This is a genomic window from Umezawaea sp. (assembly GCF_036375055.1).
Taxonomy (GTDB): domain Bacteria; phylum Actinomycetota; class Actinomycetes; order Mycobacteriales; family Pseudonocardiaceae; genus Umezawaea.
Window position 1 is genome coordinate 39,487 of sequence record NZ_DASUSQ010000169.1, and the last position, 18,074, is coordinate 57,560.

Below are 18,074 nucleotides of genomic sequence, written 5' to 3' on the forward strand. Positions count from 1 at the left end.
TCGCTGTCGTATACTTGCTCTATGACGCAGCGACGGTTGGCGGAAGTGGCCGCGAAGGTCGGCGTGAGCGAGGCGACCGTGAGCCGGGTGCTCAACGGCAAGCCCGGCGTCTCCGACGCCACCCGCTCCGCCGTCCTCACGGCCCTCGACGTGCTCGGCTACGAGCGGCCGACGCAGCTGCGCGGCGAGCGCGCCCGGCTGGTCGGGCTGGTGCTCCCCGAACTCCAGAACCCGATCTTCCCGGCCTTCGCGGACGTGGTCGGCAACGCGCTCGCGCAGCGCGGCTTCACGCCCGTGCTGTGCACCCGCACGGCGGGCGGCGTGTCCGAGGCCGACTACCTGGAACTGCTGCTCGAACAGCACGTTTCCGGCGTCGTGTTCGCGGGCGGCCAGTACGCGCAGGCCGACGCGCCGCACGAGCACTACCGCCAGATGACCCGCCGCAAGCTGCCCGCCGTGCTGGTCAACGCCGCCGTCGAGGACCTCGGGTTCCCGAGGGTGTCGTGCGACGACGCGGTGGCCGTCGAGCAGGCGTTCGGCCACCTCGTCTCGCTGGGCCACCAGCGCATCGGCGCGGTCCTCGGGCCGCCCGACCACGTGCCGTCGCAGCGCAAGCTCGCCGCGCTCAAGGTGTGCGCCGAACGGGCGAACCTGGAGCTCTTGCACGACTTCGTCGAGCACACCATGTTCTCCCTCGAGGGCGGGCAGGCCGCGGCCACCCGCCTGCTGAACCGCGGGGTCACCGGCATCGTCTGCGCGAGCGACCCGCTTGCGCTCGGCGCGGTGCGCGCGGTGCGCAGGCAGGGCAAGCGGATCCCGCAGGACGTGTCGGTGGTCGGCTACGACGACTCGGCGTTCATGAACTGCACCGAGCCGCCGCTGACGACGGTCAGGCAGCCGATCGAGGCGATGGGCCGGGCGGCCGTCGAACTGCTGGCGAACCAGATCTCCGGCGCCCAGGTGCCCGACGAGGAGCTGCTCTTCGAGCCCGAGCTGGTCGTTCGTGCGTCGACGGGTCCCGCGCCGAGGTAGACCTGGTTCCGCCAGACCCCGAAGGGGCGAGCCGCCACGGCTCGCCCCTTCTTCACGTCACCCGTTCGTGATAAATGTCAGCATCTTGCGAAATCTCGTAGACATCTTGCGGACTTCGGCTTGTCACGCTTATGGTGTGCGCCACACAAGCCGTCGCTGATCCGCCGCCGGGAGTCACCACCGACTCACGGACAGATCCCGCGCACCCTCGTCGAGAAGGGTCCCCAGACGATGAACACATCAACGGTCCGCAGAGCCGCAGGCCTGTTGCTGGTCAGCAGCCTCGGCCTCGCCACGGTCGCGTGCTCCTCCGGCACCCCCGACGCGTCGACGGGCGGGAAGGTGGCCCTCACGGTCAACGGGCAGCCGCCGCAGACGCAGGCGTTCGACCGGAAGATCTTCGACGAGGACGTCGCCGAGTTCGAGGCGGCCAACCCCGACATCGACCTCCAGCCGAAGGAGGGGTTCATGGACCCCAAGACCTTCTCGGCGAAGCTCGCGGGCGGCCAGCTCGAAGACGTGTTCTACGCCTACTTCACGGACCCGGCGAACCTGATCGCGCGCAAGCAGGCGGCGGACATCACGGAGTACGTCAAGGACGTGCCGCACTACGCGGACATCCAGCAGAACCTCAAGGACGTGTTCAGCGCCGACGGCAAGGTCTACGGCGTGCCCACCGCCAACTACTCCATGGGCCTGCTCTACAGCCGCGCGGTGTTCACGAAGGCGGGGCTGAACCCCGACTCCCCGCCGAAGACGTGGGACGAGGTCGCGGTGGCGGCCAAGAAGATCGCCGACCTCGGCGACGGGACGGTCGGCTTCGCCGAGTACAGCAAGAGCAACCAGGGCGGCTGGCACTTCACCACCTGGATGTACTCGCAGGGTGGGCGGATCGCGAAGAAGGACGGCGACAAGTGGGTCGCGGACTTCAACGACGACAAGGGCAAGGCCGTGCTGAACCACCTCAAGAAGATGAGGTGGGAGAACAACAGCATGGGCGAGAAGCAGCTCCTCGAACTCGCCGACGTGCAGCAGATGATGGGCGCGGGCCAGCTCGGCATGTACCTGGCCGCGCCGGACAACGTGCCCACGCTGGTCAACCAGTTCAAGGGCAAGTACGAGGACTACGGCCTGGCGGGCATCCCGGACGGCAAGGGGACGCTGATCGGCGGCGAGGGCTACATGATCAACCCGAAGGCCACGCCCGAGAAGATCAAGGCCGGGCTGAAGTGGGTGCAGTGGAAGTACCTGAACCCCGACCGCATCGAGAAGAACCTCCAGCGCTACAAGGCCGAGGGGCAGCCCATCGGCCTGCCGGTCCCGCCGGTCGCCGACATCTGGACCGGCGCCACCCGTGACAAGCAGAACCAGCTCAAGGACGCCAACGCGACCGTGCCGGTGGCGAACTTCAAGGCCTACGTGGACTCGTTCGAGAGCATCAAGGGCGCCATCGAGCCCCCGAACGCCCAGCAGGTGTACGCGATCCTCGACAACGTGATGCAGGCCGTGCTCACGAACAAGGACGCGGACGTCTCGCAGCTGCTCTCCGACGCCGAAGCCAAGGTGAACCCGGTGCTGGCCCAGGTGAAGTGATGTCGGCTTCCACACTGCTCCGCCCTGCCGGAGCACCCGCCCCGGACGCCGCCCGGCGTCCGGGGCGGGCCCCCGGCCGGGTGCGCCGCCGGATCGTGGAGAACCTGACGGCGTACGGGTTCCTCTGCGCCGCCCTGGTCTGCTTCGCGCTGTTCTCCTGGTACCCCATCGTCCGCGGTGTCCTGCTGGCGTTCCAGCAGGTCAACTTCATCACCGACCCGGAGTGGGTCGGGTTCGAGAACTTCGAGCGGCTCTTCGCCGACCCGCTGTTCTGGGACGCCTGGGGCAACACGCTGCTGTTCACCGGGCTGGCGCTGGTGTTCGGGTTCTTCGTCCCGTTCCTGATCGCCGTGCTGCTCAACGAGCTGCGGCACGCCAAGGGGTACTTCCGGCTGGTCGTCTACCTGCCGGTGATGCTCCCGCCGGTGGTGGCGGCGCTGCTGTGGAAGTGGTTCTACGACCCCGGCCCCGGCCTGTTCAACTCGATCCTGCGGACCGTCGGGATCGACGGCCCCCGCTGGCTCGACGACAGCACGACCTCGCTGCTGTCGCTGGTGCTCGTGGCCACGTGGTCGAACCTCGGCTCGGCGACGCTGATCTACCTGGCCGCGCTCCAGACCATCCCCGGCGAGCTGTACGAGGCGGCCGAGCTGGACGGCGCGACCGTGGTGCAGCGCCTGCGCCACGTGACGATCCCGCAGACCCGGTTCGTGCTGCTGGTGCTGCTGCTGCTGCAGGTCGTCGCGACGATGCAGATCTTCACCGAGCCCTACATCATGACCGGCGGCGGTCCGGACGACTCGACGGTCACCGTGCTGCTCCTGCTGTACCGCTACGCCTTCGTCTACAACGACTTCGGCACGGCGAGCGCCCTGAGCACGCTGCTGCTCGTGTTCCTGTCGGTGTTCTCCTTCGCCTACCTGCGGATCACCAGGAGGGCAGACGCGTGAGCGACCGTCCTGTTCGGACCCTGTTCTCCGGCAGCCGCACCGGGATCGGGTACAAGATCGTGTTCACCGCGACGGTCGTGGTGTTCACCGCCGCGTTCGTGCTGCCGTTCCTGTGGCTGGTGCTCGGCGCGATGAAGCCCGCCGTGGAGCTGGCGAAGGTGCCGGTGACGGTGCTGCCCGAGACGTTCAACCCCGGCAACTACGTCGAGGCGTGGGAGCTGATGGACCTGGGCGAGTACTTCCTCAACACCGTGCTGGTGGTGGCGGGCGCCTGGTTCGTGCAGATCCTGTTCGACGTGCCCGCCGCGTACGCGCTGTCGAAGCTGCGGCCGGTGTTCGGCGACGGCGTGCTGGTGGCGATGCTGGTCACGCTGATGCTGCCGCCGTCCACGCTGCTCGTGCCGATGTACCTGACCATCACCGACGTGCCGCTGCTCGGCGTCAACCTGGTCAACAACCCCGCCGCGATCTGGCTGCCCGCCGCCGCCAACGCGTTCAACATCTACCTGCTGAAGCGGTTCTTCGACCAGATCCCGACGGAGCTGCTCGACGCCGCGCGCATGGACGGAGCGGGGGCGGTCACCGTGCTGTGGCGGGTGGTCCTGCCGATGGCGCGGCCGATCCTGGCCGTGGTCTCGATCCTGGCCGTGGTGGCCGCGTGGAAGGACTTCATCTGGCCCCTGCTGGTCTTCTCCGACCCGTCGCTGCAAACGCTCAGCGTGGCGTTGCAGCGGTTCGCGCCCGACACCCCGATCAACCTGCTGCTGGCCGGTCTGGTGCTCGCCGCCCTGCCGATGATCGCCGTTTTCCTGCTGTTCCAACGGCACATCCTGGCCGGTCTCACCGCAGGCAGCGTCAAGGGCTGACCCATTCCACGAGGAGGGCATTGAAGTGGCCGAAGCGAAGACGACCACGACCACGCGTTGGTGGCGCGGGGCGGCGATCTACCAGGTGTACGTCCGGAGTTTCGCGGACGGCAACGGCGACGGGGTCGGCGACCTCCAGGGCCTGCTGCGCAAGCTGCCCTACATCGCCGAACTGGGCATCGACGCGATCTGGCTCAACCCGTGGTACCCGTCGCCGATGGCGGACGGCGGCTACGACGTGGCCGACTACCGGGCCATCGAGCCGCTGTTCGGCTCGCTGGTGGAGGCCGAGAAGCTGATCGACGAGGCGCACGCCCTCGGCATCAAGATCATCATCGACATCGTGCCCAACCACTGCTCCGACCAGCACCCCTGGTTCCTCCAGGCCATCGCCGAGGGGCCGGACAGCCCGGCGCGGGAGCTGTTCTGGTTCAGGCCGGGCAAGGGGGAGGACGGCTCCGAGCCGCCCAACGACTGGCAGTCCCGCTTCGGCGGCCCGGCGTGGAGCCGCTCCACCAACCCGGACGGCACGGCGGGCGACTGGTACCTGCACCTGTACAGCCCGGAGCAGCCGGACTTCAACTGGACCAACCGGAAGGTGCACGACGAGTTCGACGACATCCTGCGGTTCTGGCTGGACCGCGGCGTCGACGGCTTCCGCATCGACGTGGCCGACGGCCTGGTCAAGGAGGACGGGCTTCCCGACCTCGACGGGCGGACGCCGGAGCCGCTCCCGTTCTCCGACCAGGACGGCGTCCACGAGATCTACCGGCACTGGCGGCGCATCGCCGACGAGTACCCCGGCGAGCGGATCTTCGTCGGCGAGATGTGGCTGCCCGACCCGGAGCGCTTCGCGCGCTACCTGCGCGAGGACGAGCTGCACTCGGCGTTCAACTTCGACTTCCTCGGCTGCCCGTGGGACGCGGCGGCGCTGCGCGGGGTCATCGACGACACCCTCGCCGCGCACGCCCCGGTGGGCGCGCCGCCCACGTGGGTGCTGTCCAACCACGACGTGACCAGGCACGTCACCCGCTACGGCCGTGCGGACACCTCGTTCGACTTCGGCGACCGCCAGCACCTGGCGACGACCGACTTCGAGCTGGGCACCCGCCGGGCACGGGCGGCGGCGCTGCTGACCACGTCGCTGCCCGGCGGCGTGTACGTCTACCAGGGCGAGGAACTGGGGCTCTGGGAGGTGGAGAACCTCCCCGACGAGCTGCGCGAGGACCCGGTGTGGGTGCGCTCCGGCCACACCGACCGCGGGCGCGACGGCTGCCGCATCCCGATCCCGTGGGGCGGCTCGGAACCGCCGTTCGAGTTCGGCGACGGCACGGCGTGGCTGCCGCAGCCGGAGGAGTGGAGCGACTTCACCGCCGAGGTGGAGGCCGCCGACCCGGACTCGATGCTCTCCCTCTACCGCACGGCGCTCCGCCTGCGCCGCACCGAGGAGGCGCTCGGCGACGGCGACCTGACGTGGCTGGACCTCGGCCCCGGCGTGCTCGCGTTCACCCGCTCGCCCGGCTTCGCCTGCGTGGTCAACCTGTCGCCGGACCCGGTCCCCCTGCCGGACCACGCGGGCGTGCTGCTCACCAGCGACCCCCTGCACGACGGCGCGCTGCCGTCGGACACCGCCGCCTGGCTCCGCCTGGCCTGACCGGAGGAGGACAACGATGTCGGTCCGCCTGAGACCCGAGCACCCGTAGTCCCCGCTCCGCGTGCGCCCACCGGTGGTCGTCCGCTCGACCACCGGTGGGCCCGGCACCCACCCGCCCGGTCCGCCGGGTCGTGACCCCTGCGCTTCACCCCTGCTTGGAGCCGTCGATGTCTCCTGTCCGCAGCACAGCCCTGCCCCTGACGCTGGCGCTCGTGGCCGCCAGCGCCGTGGCCGGGACGCTCTTCGCCACCGCCCCGACCGACTCGCCGCCCCTGACCCTCACCGCGGGCGGGAACGGCGCCACGGTCCCGTTCACCGAGTACGAGGCCGAGGCCGCGGCGACCAACGGCAACCGCATCGGCCCGGACCTCACCCAGGGCAGCCTCGCGTCCGAGGCGTCCGGCAGGCAGGCGATCACCCTGTCCGGCCAGGGCCGGTACGTCGAGTTCACCCTCACCAAGCCCGCCAACTCGATCGTCGTGCGCTACAGCGTCCCGGACGGCAGCCAGGGCACGGTCTCCGTGCTCGTCAACGGCGCCAAGGTCCGCGACCTCGCCGTGACGTCGAAGTACAGCTACCTCACCGCCCCGTGGATCGTCGGCGCCAAGGAGCACCACTTCTACGACGAGTCGCGGGCGCTGCTCGGCCGCGACGTCCAGGCGGGCGACAAGGTCCGCGTGCAGCTCGACGCGGGCAACGTCGGCACCGCCACCGTCGACCTCGCCGACTTCGAGCAGGTCGCCGCCGCCGCGGCGCAGCCCGCGAACTCGCTGTCGGTCACCGGCTACGGCGCCACCCCGAACGACGGCGGCGACGACGCGAACGCGTTCGCCAGTGCCGTCACCGCCGCCAGGTCGCAGGGCCGCGAGGTGTGGGTGCCGCCGGGCACCTTCGAGATCGGCCGGGGCCTGGCGATCGACCAGGTCACGATCCGCGGCGCGGGCAACTGGCACTCCGTCCTGCACAGCAACAACCCGTTCCTCAACAACGGCCAGGTGCGGGGGAACATCAGGCTCCACGACTTCGCGGTCATGGGCGAGGTCACCCAGCGCGTGGACACCAGCCCGGACAACGCCTACCACGGTCCGCTGGGCAGCGGTTCGGTCATCTCGGGCCTGTGGATGCAGCACCTCAAGTGCGGCATCTGGACCATGAACGGCACCACGAACGGCGCCGTCATCGAGAACAACCGGTTCCTCGACCTGGCCGCCGACGGCCTCAACTTCAACGGCCGGGTCACCGACTCCGTGGCGCGCGACAACTTCCTGCGCAACACCGGTGACGACTCGCTGGCCATGTGGTCGCTCGGCGCGGACGTGCGGGACTCGTTCGTCGACAACACGATCGTCCAGCCGAACCTCGCCAACGGCATCGCGATCTACGGCGGCACCGACACCACCGTGCGCGGCAACCTGATCCGCGACACCAACGCGCTCGGCGGCGGCATCGCCATCTCCAACCAGGCGTTCGTGCACGACGGCTCGTTCTCCCCGCTCGCGGGCACGACGACGGTCGCCCAGAACACGATGGTCCGCACCGGGGCGATGAACCCCAACTGGGGCCACCCGATGAGCGCGATCCGCTTCGACGCCTACGACTTCCCGATCACCTCACCGGTCACCGTCACCGACAACCGGTTCGTCGACAGCCCGTACAGCGCGCTCCAGTTCGTGTCGGGCGGCGGCACCGGCAAGCCGATCACCGGCGTCACCGTGGACGGCGCGTCCGTCGAGGGAGTCGGCACGGTCGTGCTCCAGGTGGAGGCGCCCGGTTCGGGGCGGTTCAGCGGCGTCGTGGCCTCGCGGGTCGGCACGCGCGGGTTCTACAACTGCGTCTACCCGTCGAGCGCGGGCACGTTCACGATCAACCGCGGCAGCGGCAACACGGGCTGGGACAGCCAGTGGACCGACTGCGGGAGCTGGCCCCCGCGCAACGCGGGCGACACCCCGACCACCCCTCCGCAGTCCGGGAACGTGGCCCGCGGCAAGCCGGTCACCTCGTCCAGCCAGGTCGGCGGGTACCCGTCGTCGAACACGACCGACGGCAACGCCGACTCCTACTGGGAGAGCGCGAACAACGCGTTCCCGCAGACGCTCACCGTCGACCTCGGCGCGGCGACGGCCGTCAAGCGGCTGGTGCTGACGCTGCCGCCCGCCACGGCGTGGGGCGCCCGCACCCAGACCCTGAGCGTCTCCGGCAGCGGCGACGGCAGCGGCTTCAGCCAGCTCGTCGGGTCCACCGGCTACCGGTTCGACCCGGCGAGCGGCAACCAGGTGACCGTCCCGGTGACGGCGAACCAGCGCTACCTGCGCCTGACCTTCACCGGGAACACGGGCTGGCCCGCCGGGCAGCTCTCCGAGTTCGAGGCCTACACCTCCTAGAAGGGCCGTCCCATGCGCTCCTCCCTCCGACGGCCGCTGGCGTTCGGCGCCGCGTGCCTGTCCGCGGCGGTGGTGACCGCGCTGGTCGTCGCCGCACCCCAGTCCGCCTCCGGCCAGGTCAGCGCGGCGGCGGCCTACCAGTCGCCGTTCGACGTCCCCGGCCGCGGCGCGACCGTCCCGTTCACCGAGATCGAGGCCGAGAACGCCGCCACCAACGGCACCAGGATCGGCCCCGGCCGCAGGCAGGGCACCCTCGAAGGCGAGGCGTCCGGCCGCCAGGCCGTCACGCTGTCCGGCCAGGGGAAGTACGTCGAGTTCACCCTGACCAAGCCCGCGAACTCCATCGACATCCGCTACAGCGTCCCGGACGGCAACGGGGGAGCGGGCATCACCGCGCCGCTGTCGCTGTACCTCAACGGCACCAGGACCACGAGCCTCACCCTGACGTCGAAGTACTCGTGGCGCTACGGCGGCTACCCGTACGCCAACGATCCGGGACAGGGCAAGCCGCACCACCTGTACGACTCGACCCGCGCGCTGTTCGGCTCGACCCTCCCGGCGGGCGCCAAGGTCCGGTTGCAGGTCGACAGCGGCGACACCGCGCCGTCGTACACGATCGACCTCGCCGACTTCGAACAGGTGGCAGGCCCCGCCACCCGGCCCGCCAACTCGGTCTCGGTGACCGAACACGGTGCCGTGGCGGGGGATTCGGGCGACGACAGCACCGCCTTCGTCGCCGCCGTGGCCGCCGCGAGGGCCGCGGGCAAGGAGGTGTGGATCCCGGCCGGGACGTTCACCGTCACCCGGCACATCACCGTCGACCAGGTGGTCGTGCGCGGCGCGGGCCACTGGCACAGCGTCGTGCGCGGCAACCGCGTCGGCTTCTACGGCCTCGGTGAGCCGTCGAGCTGCGGCACCGGCGGCAACACCGGCCGCAGCAGCCGGGTGGAGCTGCGGAACTTCGCCATCATCGGCGAGGTCACCACGCGCGAGGACTGCGACCAGGTCAACGCCATCGGCGGCGCGCTCGGCGGCGGCTCCGTGGTGGACGGCATGTTCCTCCAGCACACGAAGGTCGGCCTCTGGCTCGACGGGCCGTTCGACGGGCTGACCATCAGCAACAACCGCGTCGTCGACCAGCTCGCCGACGGGATGAACCTGCACCGGGGCGTCAGCAACGTGCTGATCGAGAACAACCTCTTCCGCAACATCAGCGACGACGGCATCGCGTTCTGGTCCGAATACGACGCCGACCACGGCAACACGATCCGGCACAACACCGTCGTCGTGCCGATGAAGGCCAACGGCATCGCCATCTACGGCGGGCGGGACAACACCGCGACGGACAACGTCGTGGCCGACACCCAGGACCAGGGCGGCGGAATCCACGTCGGCAACCGGTTCCAGTCGGTGCCGCTCGCGGGCACGACCACGTTGGCGCGCAACACGACCCTGCGCGCCGGGGTGCTCGACTCCAACTGGCAGTTCGGCGTCGGCGCGCTGTGGTTCGACGCCCGCGACGGGGCGATGTCGGGGCGGATCGACGTCACCGACACGGACCTGATCGACTCGAACCACGAGGCGATCCAGTTCATCAGCGGGACGATCACCAACGTGCACTTCAACGGGGTGCGGATCCTCGGGGCGGGGACGTTCGGGATCCAGCTCCAGTCGCCCGGCGGCGCGTCGTTCTCCAACGTGACGGCGACCGGGCTGGGGCGCGGCGGGATCTACAGCTGCCTGGGGTCGGGCGGGTTCGCGATCGAGCGCGGCACCGGCAACTCCGGGTGGGACACCACGCCGTACTGCGGCCCGTGGCCTGAGCCGGTGTACGGCGATCCGACCGTGCCACCGACGACGACCACCACCACGACCACGACGACCACCACCGTTCCCCCGGACCCCAGCGGCAACCTCGCGCGCGGACGTGCGGCGTCGGCGTCCAGCCAGGGCTCGGGCTTCGCCGCGTCGAACGCCACCGACGGCAACGCGGGGTCCTACTGGGAGAGCACCAACGGCTCGTTCCCGCAGACGCTCACCGTCGACCTCGGCGCGGCGGCGGACGTGGGCCGGGTCGTGCTGAAGCTGCCGCCGTCGTGGGAGGCCCGCACCCAGACGATCGCCGTGTCCGGCAGCGCGGACGGGTCGGCCTTCACCCAGGTGTCCGGGCCCACCGGCTACCGCTTCGACCCCGCGTCCGGCAACGCCGTCACCATCCCCGTGACCGCCGGCCACCGCCACCTGCGGGTGACGGTCACCGCCAACACCGGCTGGGCGGCGGGCCAGGTCGCGGAGTTCGAGGCCTACCGCTCCGGTGGCCCGACCACCACGACCACCACCACGACGACGACGGCCCCGACCGGCAACCTGGCGCGCGGCAGGTCCGCCTCCGCGACCAGCCAGGCGGACGTCCACGGTCCGTCCAGGACGACCGACGGTGATCCCGGCACCTACTGGGAGAGCGCGAACAACGCGTTCCCGCAGTCCGTCACCGTCGACCTGGGAACGTCGACGCGGGTGGGCCGGGTGGTCCTCAGGCTGCCGACCCCGGCGGCCTGGGTGAGCAGGACCCAGACCATCGCGGTCGAGGGCAGCACCGACGGCACCGCCTACCGCACCCTGTCCGCCTCGGCGGGCCGCACCTTCGACCCGGCCACCGGCAACACCGCCACCATCGCGTTCCCGGCGGGCCAGGCCAGGTACGTCCGCCTGGTCGTCACCGCGAACACGGGCTGGCCCGCGGGCCAGGTCGGCGAGTTCGAGGTCCACAGCGGTTGACCACCGACCTCCTGAGCACCACTCCGGACACCGGGCCCCCGAGCCTCGACCTCCTCGGGGGCCCGGCCCGTGTCCGGGTGACGTCGCCCCGCCCCACAGTCCACGCGCACCGTCCGACCCGGACGGGGGCGGGTCCGCGCGGGGTTCCGACCCGTCGCCGGAGGGGGAAACGGGCACGGGAGCAGCCACCCCTGAAAGGGGTTCTGCCAACCCCTAGCACCCCCTAGCCTGTTCAATCGTGACCGTTCGGACATTGGTCTGTGACCCGCATCGGCCCAGTTGAGCGCCTGTTTGCATCCACAACAACTGAGAAAATCGTGTGGGGGACGCTCCATTCCACGCGGATCAAACCGACCCGCCACGCCTGGCGACGATCTGGCGGCACACTCGCAATTGGCTCCGCTTCGCGAAAAACGGGCAACTTTTGACCAGTGATCGGGCACGTATCCGCATCGATGTCGGCATTCCCCCACGTGTTGACTAGCCAAACGGGCGCCAATCGGGCATGTTCGCACGTGCTGTGTCGCTGGCCACACTGTTTCCCCGGTGTTAAACCTATGGGCAGCCCGAACGGGCATCTGCAAGTCCGAGTGGGCAGGAGGATGTGCATGCAGGCAGAAGAGCGTCAGCGCCGCATTCTCGCTCGTGCTCGGGCCGACGGGCGGGTCGACGTCGTCGACATCGCCGCCGAGCTCGGAGTGGCGCCGGAGACGGTCCGCAGGGACCTGAGGCTCCTCGACGACCACGGCTTGGTCCGGCGGACGCACGGGGGTGCCTTCCCCGTGGAGAGCGCGGGGTTCGAGACCGGTCTCGCGTTCCGCTCGGCGTCCATGGTGCCGGAGAAGCGGCGCATCGCGAAGGCTGCGGCCGACCGCCTGGCCGACGCGGAGACGGTGTTCGTCGACGAGGGGTTCACGCCGCAGCTCGTGGCCGAAGCCCTGCCGACGACCCACCCGCTGACCGTCGTCACGGCGTCGCTGCCCACGGCCGCGGCACTGTCCGGCACGCCCTCGGTCACGGTGCTGCTGCTGGGCGGCCGCGTCCGCGGTCGCACGCTGGCCACCGTGGACCACTGGGCGATCCGGATGCTGAGCGAGATGGTGATCGACCTCGCGTACATCGGGTCGAACGGGATCTCGCGCGAGCACGGACTGACCACACCCGACCCCGTGGTCGGTGCGGTCAAGGCACAAGCCGTGGGCGCTTCGAGACGGAAGATCTTCGTCGGCGTCCACACCAAGTTCGGCGTGGCGAGCTTCAACCGGTTCGCCGCGATTTCGGATCTCGAAGCCATAATCACGGATTCCGGACTGCCCGCGGCCGAAGGTCACCGCTATGCCGCGCTCGGCCCGAAAGTTGTCAGAACCTGATCAAGTCCCCCGAGTGGTGCACCACGGCGTGGTGACCTGGCTGCTCGACGCCCTCCTCAGGGCAAAAACGGTTAGATGGGAAGGAAAGACGATGACGTCATTCAGTTCTCGCCGCGTCGCCCGTGTGGCGGCAGCCGCGCTGGTGGCAGTCGGGGTGACGGCGTGCAGCGGCGCCGGTGGGGGTGGATCCACGGCCGACGGTTCGTCGATCAACGTCCTGATGGTCAACAACCCCCAGATGCAGGACATCCAGAAGCTCACCGCCGACAACTTCACCAAGCAGACCGGCATCAAGGTGAACTACACGGTGCTGCCCGAGAACGACGTCCGCGACAAGATCAGCCAGGACTTCTCCAGCCAGGCCGGTCAGTACGACGTCGCGACGATCAGCAACTACGAGACGCCCATCTACGCCAAGAACAACTGGCTGGCGCCCCTCGACGACTTCATCGCGAAGGACAGCGGGTTCGACCAGAACGACATCCTGGAGCCGATCCGCCAGTCGCTGACGGCGGAGGACGGCAAGGTCTACGCGGAGCCGTTCTACGGCGAGTCGTCGTTCCTCATGTACCGCAAGGACGTCTTCGACGCCAAGGGCCTCACGATGCCCGAGAAGCCGACGTGGCAGCAGGTCGCGGACCTCGCCGCCCAGGTCGACGGGGCCGAGCCGGGCATGAAGGGCATCTGCCTGCGCGGCCAGCCGGGCTGGGGCCAGGTCATGGCGCCGCTCACCACGGTGGTCAACACCTTCGGCGGCACGTGGTTCACCAAGGACTGGCAGGCGCAGGTGAACGCGCCGGAGTTCAAGGAGGCCACCAAGTTCTACGTCGACCTGGTCCGCGCCCACGGTGAGGCCGGTGCCCCGCAGGCGGGCTTCGCCGAGTGCCTGAACAACATGACGCAGGGCAAGGTCGCGATGTGGTACGACGCCACCGTCGCCGCCGGTCTGCTGGAGGCCAACGACTCCCCGGTGAAGGGCAAGCTCGCGTTCGCGCAGGCCCCCGTCGTCAAGACCGAGGCGTCGCAGTGGCTCTACACGTGGGCGTTCGGCGTCCAGAAGGCCAGCAAGAAGCAGGACGCGGCCTGGAAGTTCATCTCCTGGGCGTCCGGCAAGGACTACGAGAAGCTGGTCGGCACGTCGCTGGGCTGGTCGAAGGTGCCGGACGGCAAGCGCTCCTCCACCTACCAGAACCCCGACTACCTGGCCGCGGGCAGCTCGTTCGCCAAGCAGGCCGAGGCCGCCATCAAGGGTGCCAAGCCCACCGACCCCGGTGTCCAGCCGAGGCCCGCGAGCGGCATCCAGTTCGTCGGCATCCCCGAGTTCACCGACCTCGGAACCCAGGTCTCCCAGCAGATCAGCTCCGCCATCGCGGGCTCGACGTCCGTCGACGACGCGCTCAACGCGGGGCAGGCGCTGGCGGAGAAGGTCGCCGAGAAGTACCGCGCGAAGTAGCGAGGAGCCTTCGATGAGCCTCGACACGGCACCACCACCGGCAAAGCAGCACAGGCGGGGCACCCCTCCCGCTCCGACGGGGCTCAGCGCGGCAGCGCGCTGGGCCCGTCGGGCCCCCCTCCTCCCAGCGCTGATCTTCACCATCGTGGTGACCCAGCTTCCCTTCGTGGCGACGCTGATCATCTCGGTGCTGCGCTGGAACTCCCTCGACCCCGAGAACCGCGGGTTCGCCGGGTTCGACAACTACGTGGCGGTCTTCACCGACCCGAACCTCAGGTCGTCGATCGTCACGACGGTCATCCTCACCGTCGTCGTGGTGGTGGTCAGCCTGATCCTCGGCCTCGGTCTGGCGCTGTTGCTGGACCAGAAGTTCTTCGGCCGCGGACTCGCCCGCACGATGCTCATCGCACCGTTCCTGGTCGTCCCGGTGGCCGCCGCGCTGCTGTGGAAGCACGCGCTCTACAACCCGGAGTACGGCCTCTTCAACGGCGCCCTCACCTGGCTGTGGGGCCTGTTCGGCGCCGACAACCCACCGCAGCCCGAGTGGGTCAGCGACATGCCGCTGATCGCCGTCGAGGCCTCGCTGGTGTGGCAGTGGACGCCGTTCATGATGCTGATCCTGCTGGCGGGCTTGCAGAGCAGGCCGATGGACGTGGTCGAGGCCGCGCGCATCGACGGGGCGACCGGGTGGCAGATCTTCCGCTACCTGACGTTCCCGCACCTGCGGCAGTACCTGGAGCTGGGCGGCCTGCTCGGGTCGATCTACATCGTGCAGAACTTCGACGCGGTCTTCACCATCACCTCGGGTGGTCTGGGCACGGCGAACCTGCCGTACACGATCTACCAGACCTTCTACCAGGCGCACGACTACGGGCAGGCGTCCGCGGCCGGTGTCGTGGTGGTCATCGGGTCGCTCATCATCGCCAACTTCGCGTTGCGCGTGGTGTCGTCCCTGCTGAAGGACGAGGTGAAGTGATGCGCAGGCTTGTCGGTGTGGTGGCCTGGTTCTCGGCGATCCTGTTCTTCGCGCCGGTGGCGTGGATGGTGCTGACCTCGCTGCACAGCGAGTCGGACGCCGCCACGAACCCGCCGTCGCTGGCCGCCGGTCTGACGCTGCAGGGCTACGAGGAGTTCTTCGGCGCGTCCACGGGCCAGTCCCCGTGGCCGCCGCTGATCAACTCGTTCAGCGCGAGCATCGGCTCGACGATCATCGTGCTGCTGCTGGCGATCCCGGCCGCGTACGCGCTCTCCATCAAGAAGGTGGAGAAGTGGACGGACGTCATGTTCTTCTTCCTCTCCACCAAGATGCTGCCGGTCGTCGCCGGTCTGCTGCCGATCTACCTGGTCGCGCAGTTCACCGGGATGCTCGACAACATCTCGTTCCTGGTGATCCTCTACACCTCGATGAACCTGCCCATCGCCGTCTGGCTGATGCGCTCGTTCCTCGCCGAGGTGCCGATCGCCATCCTGGAGGCGGCGTCGATCGACGGTGCCGGTCTCATCACGACGCTGCGCCGGGTGGTGGCTCCCATCGCCATGCCGGGCATCGCCGCGACCGCGTTGATCTGCTTCATCTTCAGCTGGAACGAACTGCTGTTCGCCAGGGTGCTGACCGGCGTGGTCGCGGGCACCGCACCGGTGTTCCTCACCGGCTTCGTCACCAGCCAGGGCCTGTTCCTGGCGAAGGTCTGCGCCGCGGCGACGGTCGTGTCCCTCCCCGTGCTGATCGCGGGGTTCGCCGCCCAGGACAAGTTGGTCCAGGGCTTGTCGCTAGGAGCCGTCAAGTGAAGGCTGTCGTGATCACCGGGGTCGGTCAGCTGGAAGTGACCGAGGTGCCGGACCCGAAGGCAGGGCCGCGCGAGGTGGTCGTCGACGTCGCCGCCTGCGGTCTGTGCGGCACCGACCTGCACATCCTCCAGGGCGAGTTCGCGCCGACGCTCCCGGTGATCCCCGGCCACGAGTTCGCGGGTGTCGTCGTGGAGGTCGGTTCGGCGGTCACGGAGGTCGCCGTGGGCGACCGCGTCGCGGTCGACCCGTCGCTGTACTGCCACGAGTGCCGGATGTGCCGCCTGGGCCGCAACAACCTGTGCGAGCGGTGGAACGCGATCGGCGTCTCGGTCGCCGGTGGCGCCGCCGAGTACGCCGTGGCGCCGGTGGCGAACTGCGTGAAGCTGCCCGACCACGTCCGCACCGAGGACGCGGCGCTGATCGAGCCGCTGTCCTGCGCGGTCCGGGGCTACGACATCCTCCGGTCGCAGCTCGCGAGCCGGGTGCTCATCTACGGCTCGGGCACGATGGGCCTGATGATGCTCCAGCTCGGCAAGCTGACCGGCGCGGCCAGCATCGAGGTGGTCGACATCAACACCGACCGCCTCGCCACGGCCAAGCAGCTGGGCGTCACGGCCACGGCGACGTCGGCGGACGAGCTGGACCGGCCGAAGGGCTGGGACGTCGTGATCGACGCGACCGGCAACGAGCGCGCGATCCAGGACGGCCTCAACCGGGTCGCGAAGGGCGGGACGTTCCTCCAGTTCGGCGTCTCGGACTACGCGGCCCGCGCCGTGATCGAGCCGTACAAGATCTACAACCAGGAGATCACCATCACCGGTTCGATGGCGGTGCTGCACTCGTTCGAGCGGGCGGCGGACCTCTTCGCGACCGGCGTCCTGGACCCGGACGTCTTCATCAGCGACCGGCTCCCGCTCGACTCCTACGCGGCGGCGATCGAGCAGTTCAAGGCGGGCGAGGGGCGCAAGATCCAGATCCTGCCCTGACCCACCCGCGAGCGGACCGGAAGCCCACCAGCCGAACAGGCCGGTGGGCTTCCGCACGTCCGGGGCAGGAGCGCCGTCCTCAGGCGGCGTGCCTGCCGCGCTTGCGCGGGTTCCTCATGCTGAACACCACGACGCCACCCGCGGTGAGCACGCACAGCCCGAAGAGCAGCGGGATCGCGATGGACGCGCCGGTCGTCGGCAGGTCGGTGTCGTCGGCGACCACCAGGACGCCGTCCTCGCTCGTCGTCGTGCTCGTCGCCCGCTCCGAGGTCGTGCCGCGGGTCTCGCCGCCCACCGGCCCCCTGCCGTCACCGGGCACCGAGGAGGACGTGGAGGTCGCCGCGGACGTCCTGCTCCCCGGCGGCGTTTCCGAGCCGACGGACGTCCGAGCCGTCGGTGGCTCGACGAGGCTGACGAGCGGTGGCACCAGCGACGGCAGGGCCCTGGTCGGCAGCGCCGTCGAGGTGGGCCCGTTCCGACCGGGCGGCTCGGTGCCCCGCCCCGGCTGCTCCACGGGCGGCTCCGGCACCGCCGCGGTGGTGGTGGTCGTGGTCGTCACCGGGGGAGTGGTGGTGTGCGTGGTCGTCGTCGTGGGCGCGGTGCCGGTGGTCTTCGGAGCGCTCGTCCGCGTCGCCGTGGTGGTGGAGGAGGGCGGCGACGTGGTCGACCGCCGCGTCGGCGTGGGCGCGACCTGCTCGCAGGGCGGCTGCGACACCGTCCGGTCGAACGAGAAGCCCTGGTCGCCGGTCCGGTCGTTCCCGGCCCTCACCCTGACCCGGTAGGAGTGCGCCGCGTTGCCCGGCCGGATGAAGGAGTTCCGGTAGGACGACCCGAACCGCTCGCCGTCCAGCACCCGCTCGCCGTCCAGGACGGTCACGGTGTTCGCCACCCGGCTGTCGTAGCCGCGGATCTCCACCGTGAGCGCCGACTGACCGCCCACGCAGTTCGCCTTCACGGTCGGCGCGCCCGCGCCCGCGGGGTCGACGAAGCCGAACCAGACGACCGCCGTGGTGCCCACGAGGGCGAAGGCTCCGAGGGTGCGCCTGGCCACGCGCACGGCCGCGTCGTCCGATCGTGCAAACCCCATGGTGACACTCCTGTCGTGGTCCCTGCGGCGGGCATCGCGAGCCGCCACTTGCCTATACGGGACGGCGGAGGTCACTGTTCACGGCGGCCGTTAGGCCGATCAGGTGAAGGTTGGTCACTGTCCGGAGTGCGACGTG

The 18,074-nt window shown here is 69.9% G+C and carries 13 protein-coding genes; 12 read left to right on the plus strand and 1 reads right to left on the minus strand.

What is annotated here, in order from left to right; translation table 11 throughout:
• Positions 1 to 21: 21 nt before the first annotated feature.
• The 12 genes from VFZ92_RS39775 to VFZ92_RS39830 all read left to right on the plus strand — a co-directional run bounded on the left by VFZ92_RS39775 (position 22) and on the right by VFZ92_RS39830 (position 16,851).
• The gene (locus VFZ92_RS39775) at positions 22 to 1,032 is read left to right on the plus strand and encodes a LacI family DNA-binding transcriptional regulator (RefSeq protein ID WP_259629613.1); all 1,011 of its coding nucleotides are present in this window, start codon (positions 22 to 24) and stop codon (positions 1,030 to 1,032) included.
• 231 nt (positions 1,033 to 1,263) lie between these two features.
• Positions 1,264 to 2,625: an ABC transporter substrate-binding protein gene (locus VFZ92_RS39780; RefSeq protein ID WP_330882864.1), complete on the plus strand. Its 1,362-nt coding sequence runs from the start codon at positions 1,264 to 1,266 to the stop codon at positions 2,623 to 2,625.
• Entirely contained in the window at positions 2,625 to 3,575 is a 951-nt protein-coding gene (locus VFZ92_RS39785) for a sugar ABC transporter permease (protein WP_330882866.1), read from the plus strand. The genes VFZ92_RS39780 and VFZ92_RS39785 overlap by 1 nt, the downstream gene beginning before the upstream one ends.
• Positions 3,572 to 4,441 carry a carbohydrate ABC transporter permease gene (locus tag VFZ92_RS39790; protein WP_330882868.1) on the plus strand — a complete coding sequence of 290 codons (870 nt, stop codon included), beginning with the start codon at positions 3,572 to 3,574 and terminating at the stop codon, positions 4,439 to 4,441. Before VFZ92_RS39785 ends, VFZ92_RS39790 begins: the two co-directional genes overlap by 4 nt.
• 25 nt (positions 4,442 to 4,466) lie before the next feature.
• Positions 4,467 to 6,095: a glycoside hydrolase family 13 protein gene (locus tag VFZ92_RS39795; RefSeq protein ID WP_330882870.1), complete on the plus strand. Its 1,629-nt coding sequence runs from the start codon at positions 4,467 to 4,469 to the stop codon at positions 6,093 to 6,095.
• Between the two features lie 167 nt (positions 6,096 to 6,262).
• Positions 6,263 to 8,476 carry a discoidin domain-containing protein gene (locus tag VFZ92_RS39800; RefSeq protein WP_330882872.1) on the plus strand — a complete coding sequence of 738 codons (2,214 nt, stop codon included), beginning with the start codon at positions 6,263 to 6,265 and terminating at the stop codon, positions 8,474 to 8,476.
• A 12-nt stretch (positions 8,477 to 8,488) separates the two neighbouring features.
• Positions 8,489 to 11,254, plus strand: a complete 2,766-nt coding sequence (locus tag VFZ92_RS39805; RefSeq protein ID WP_330882874.1) for a discoidin domain-containing protein — start codon at positions 8,489 to 8,491, stop codon at positions 11,252 to 11,254.
• Positions 11,255 to 11,862: 608 nt separating this feature from the next.
• On the plus strand, positions 11,863 to 12,624 hold the full coding sequence (locus VFZ92_RS39810) for a DeoR/GlpR family DNA-binding transcription regulator (RefSeq protein ID WP_330882876.1): 762 nt from the start codon (positions 11,863 to 11,865) through the stop codon (positions 12,622 to 12,624).
• Positions 12,625 to 12,715: 91 nt separating this feature from the next.
• Positions 12,716 to 14,077 (plus strand): sugar ABC transporter substrate-binding protein, encoded by a 1,362-nt coding sequence (locus VFZ92_RS39815; RefSeq protein WP_330882878.1) that lies wholly within the window; start codon positions 12,716 to 12,718, stop codon positions 14,075 to 14,077.
• A 13-nt stretch (positions 14,078 to 14,090) separates the two neighbouring features.
• A complete protein-coding gene (locus VFZ92_RS39820; RefSeq protein ID WP_414720114.1) occupies positions 14,091 to 15,053 on the plus strand; it encodes a carbohydrate ABC transporter permease in 963 nt (320 codons plus the stop codon).
• Positions 15,053 to 15,865 (plus strand): carbohydrate ABC transporter permease, encoded by an 813-nt coding sequence (locus tag VFZ92_RS39825; protein WP_330882881.1) that lies wholly within the window; start codon positions 15,053 to 15,055, stop codon positions 15,863 to 15,865. Before VFZ92_RS39820 ends, VFZ92_RS39825 begins: the two co-directional genes overlap by 1 nt.
• Entirely contained in the window at positions 15,862 to 16,851 is a 990-nt protein-coding gene (locus tag VFZ92_RS39830) for a zinc-dependent alcohol dehydrogenase family protein (protein WP_330882883.1), read from the plus strand. Before VFZ92_RS39825 ends, VFZ92_RS39830 begins: the two co-directional genes overlap by 4 nt.
• A gap of 79 nt (positions 16,852 to 16,930) precedes the next feature.
• Here VFZ92_RS39830 and VFZ92_RS39835 read toward each other — a convergent pair whose 3' ends face one another.
• Positions 16,931 to 17,938 (minus strand): hypothetical protein, encoded by a 1,008-nt coding sequence (locus tag VFZ92_RS39835; protein WP_330882886.1) that lies wholly within the window; start codon positions 17,936 to 17,938, stop codon positions 16,931 to 16,933.
• Between the last annotated feature and the right edge of the window lie 136 nt (positions 17,939 to 18,074).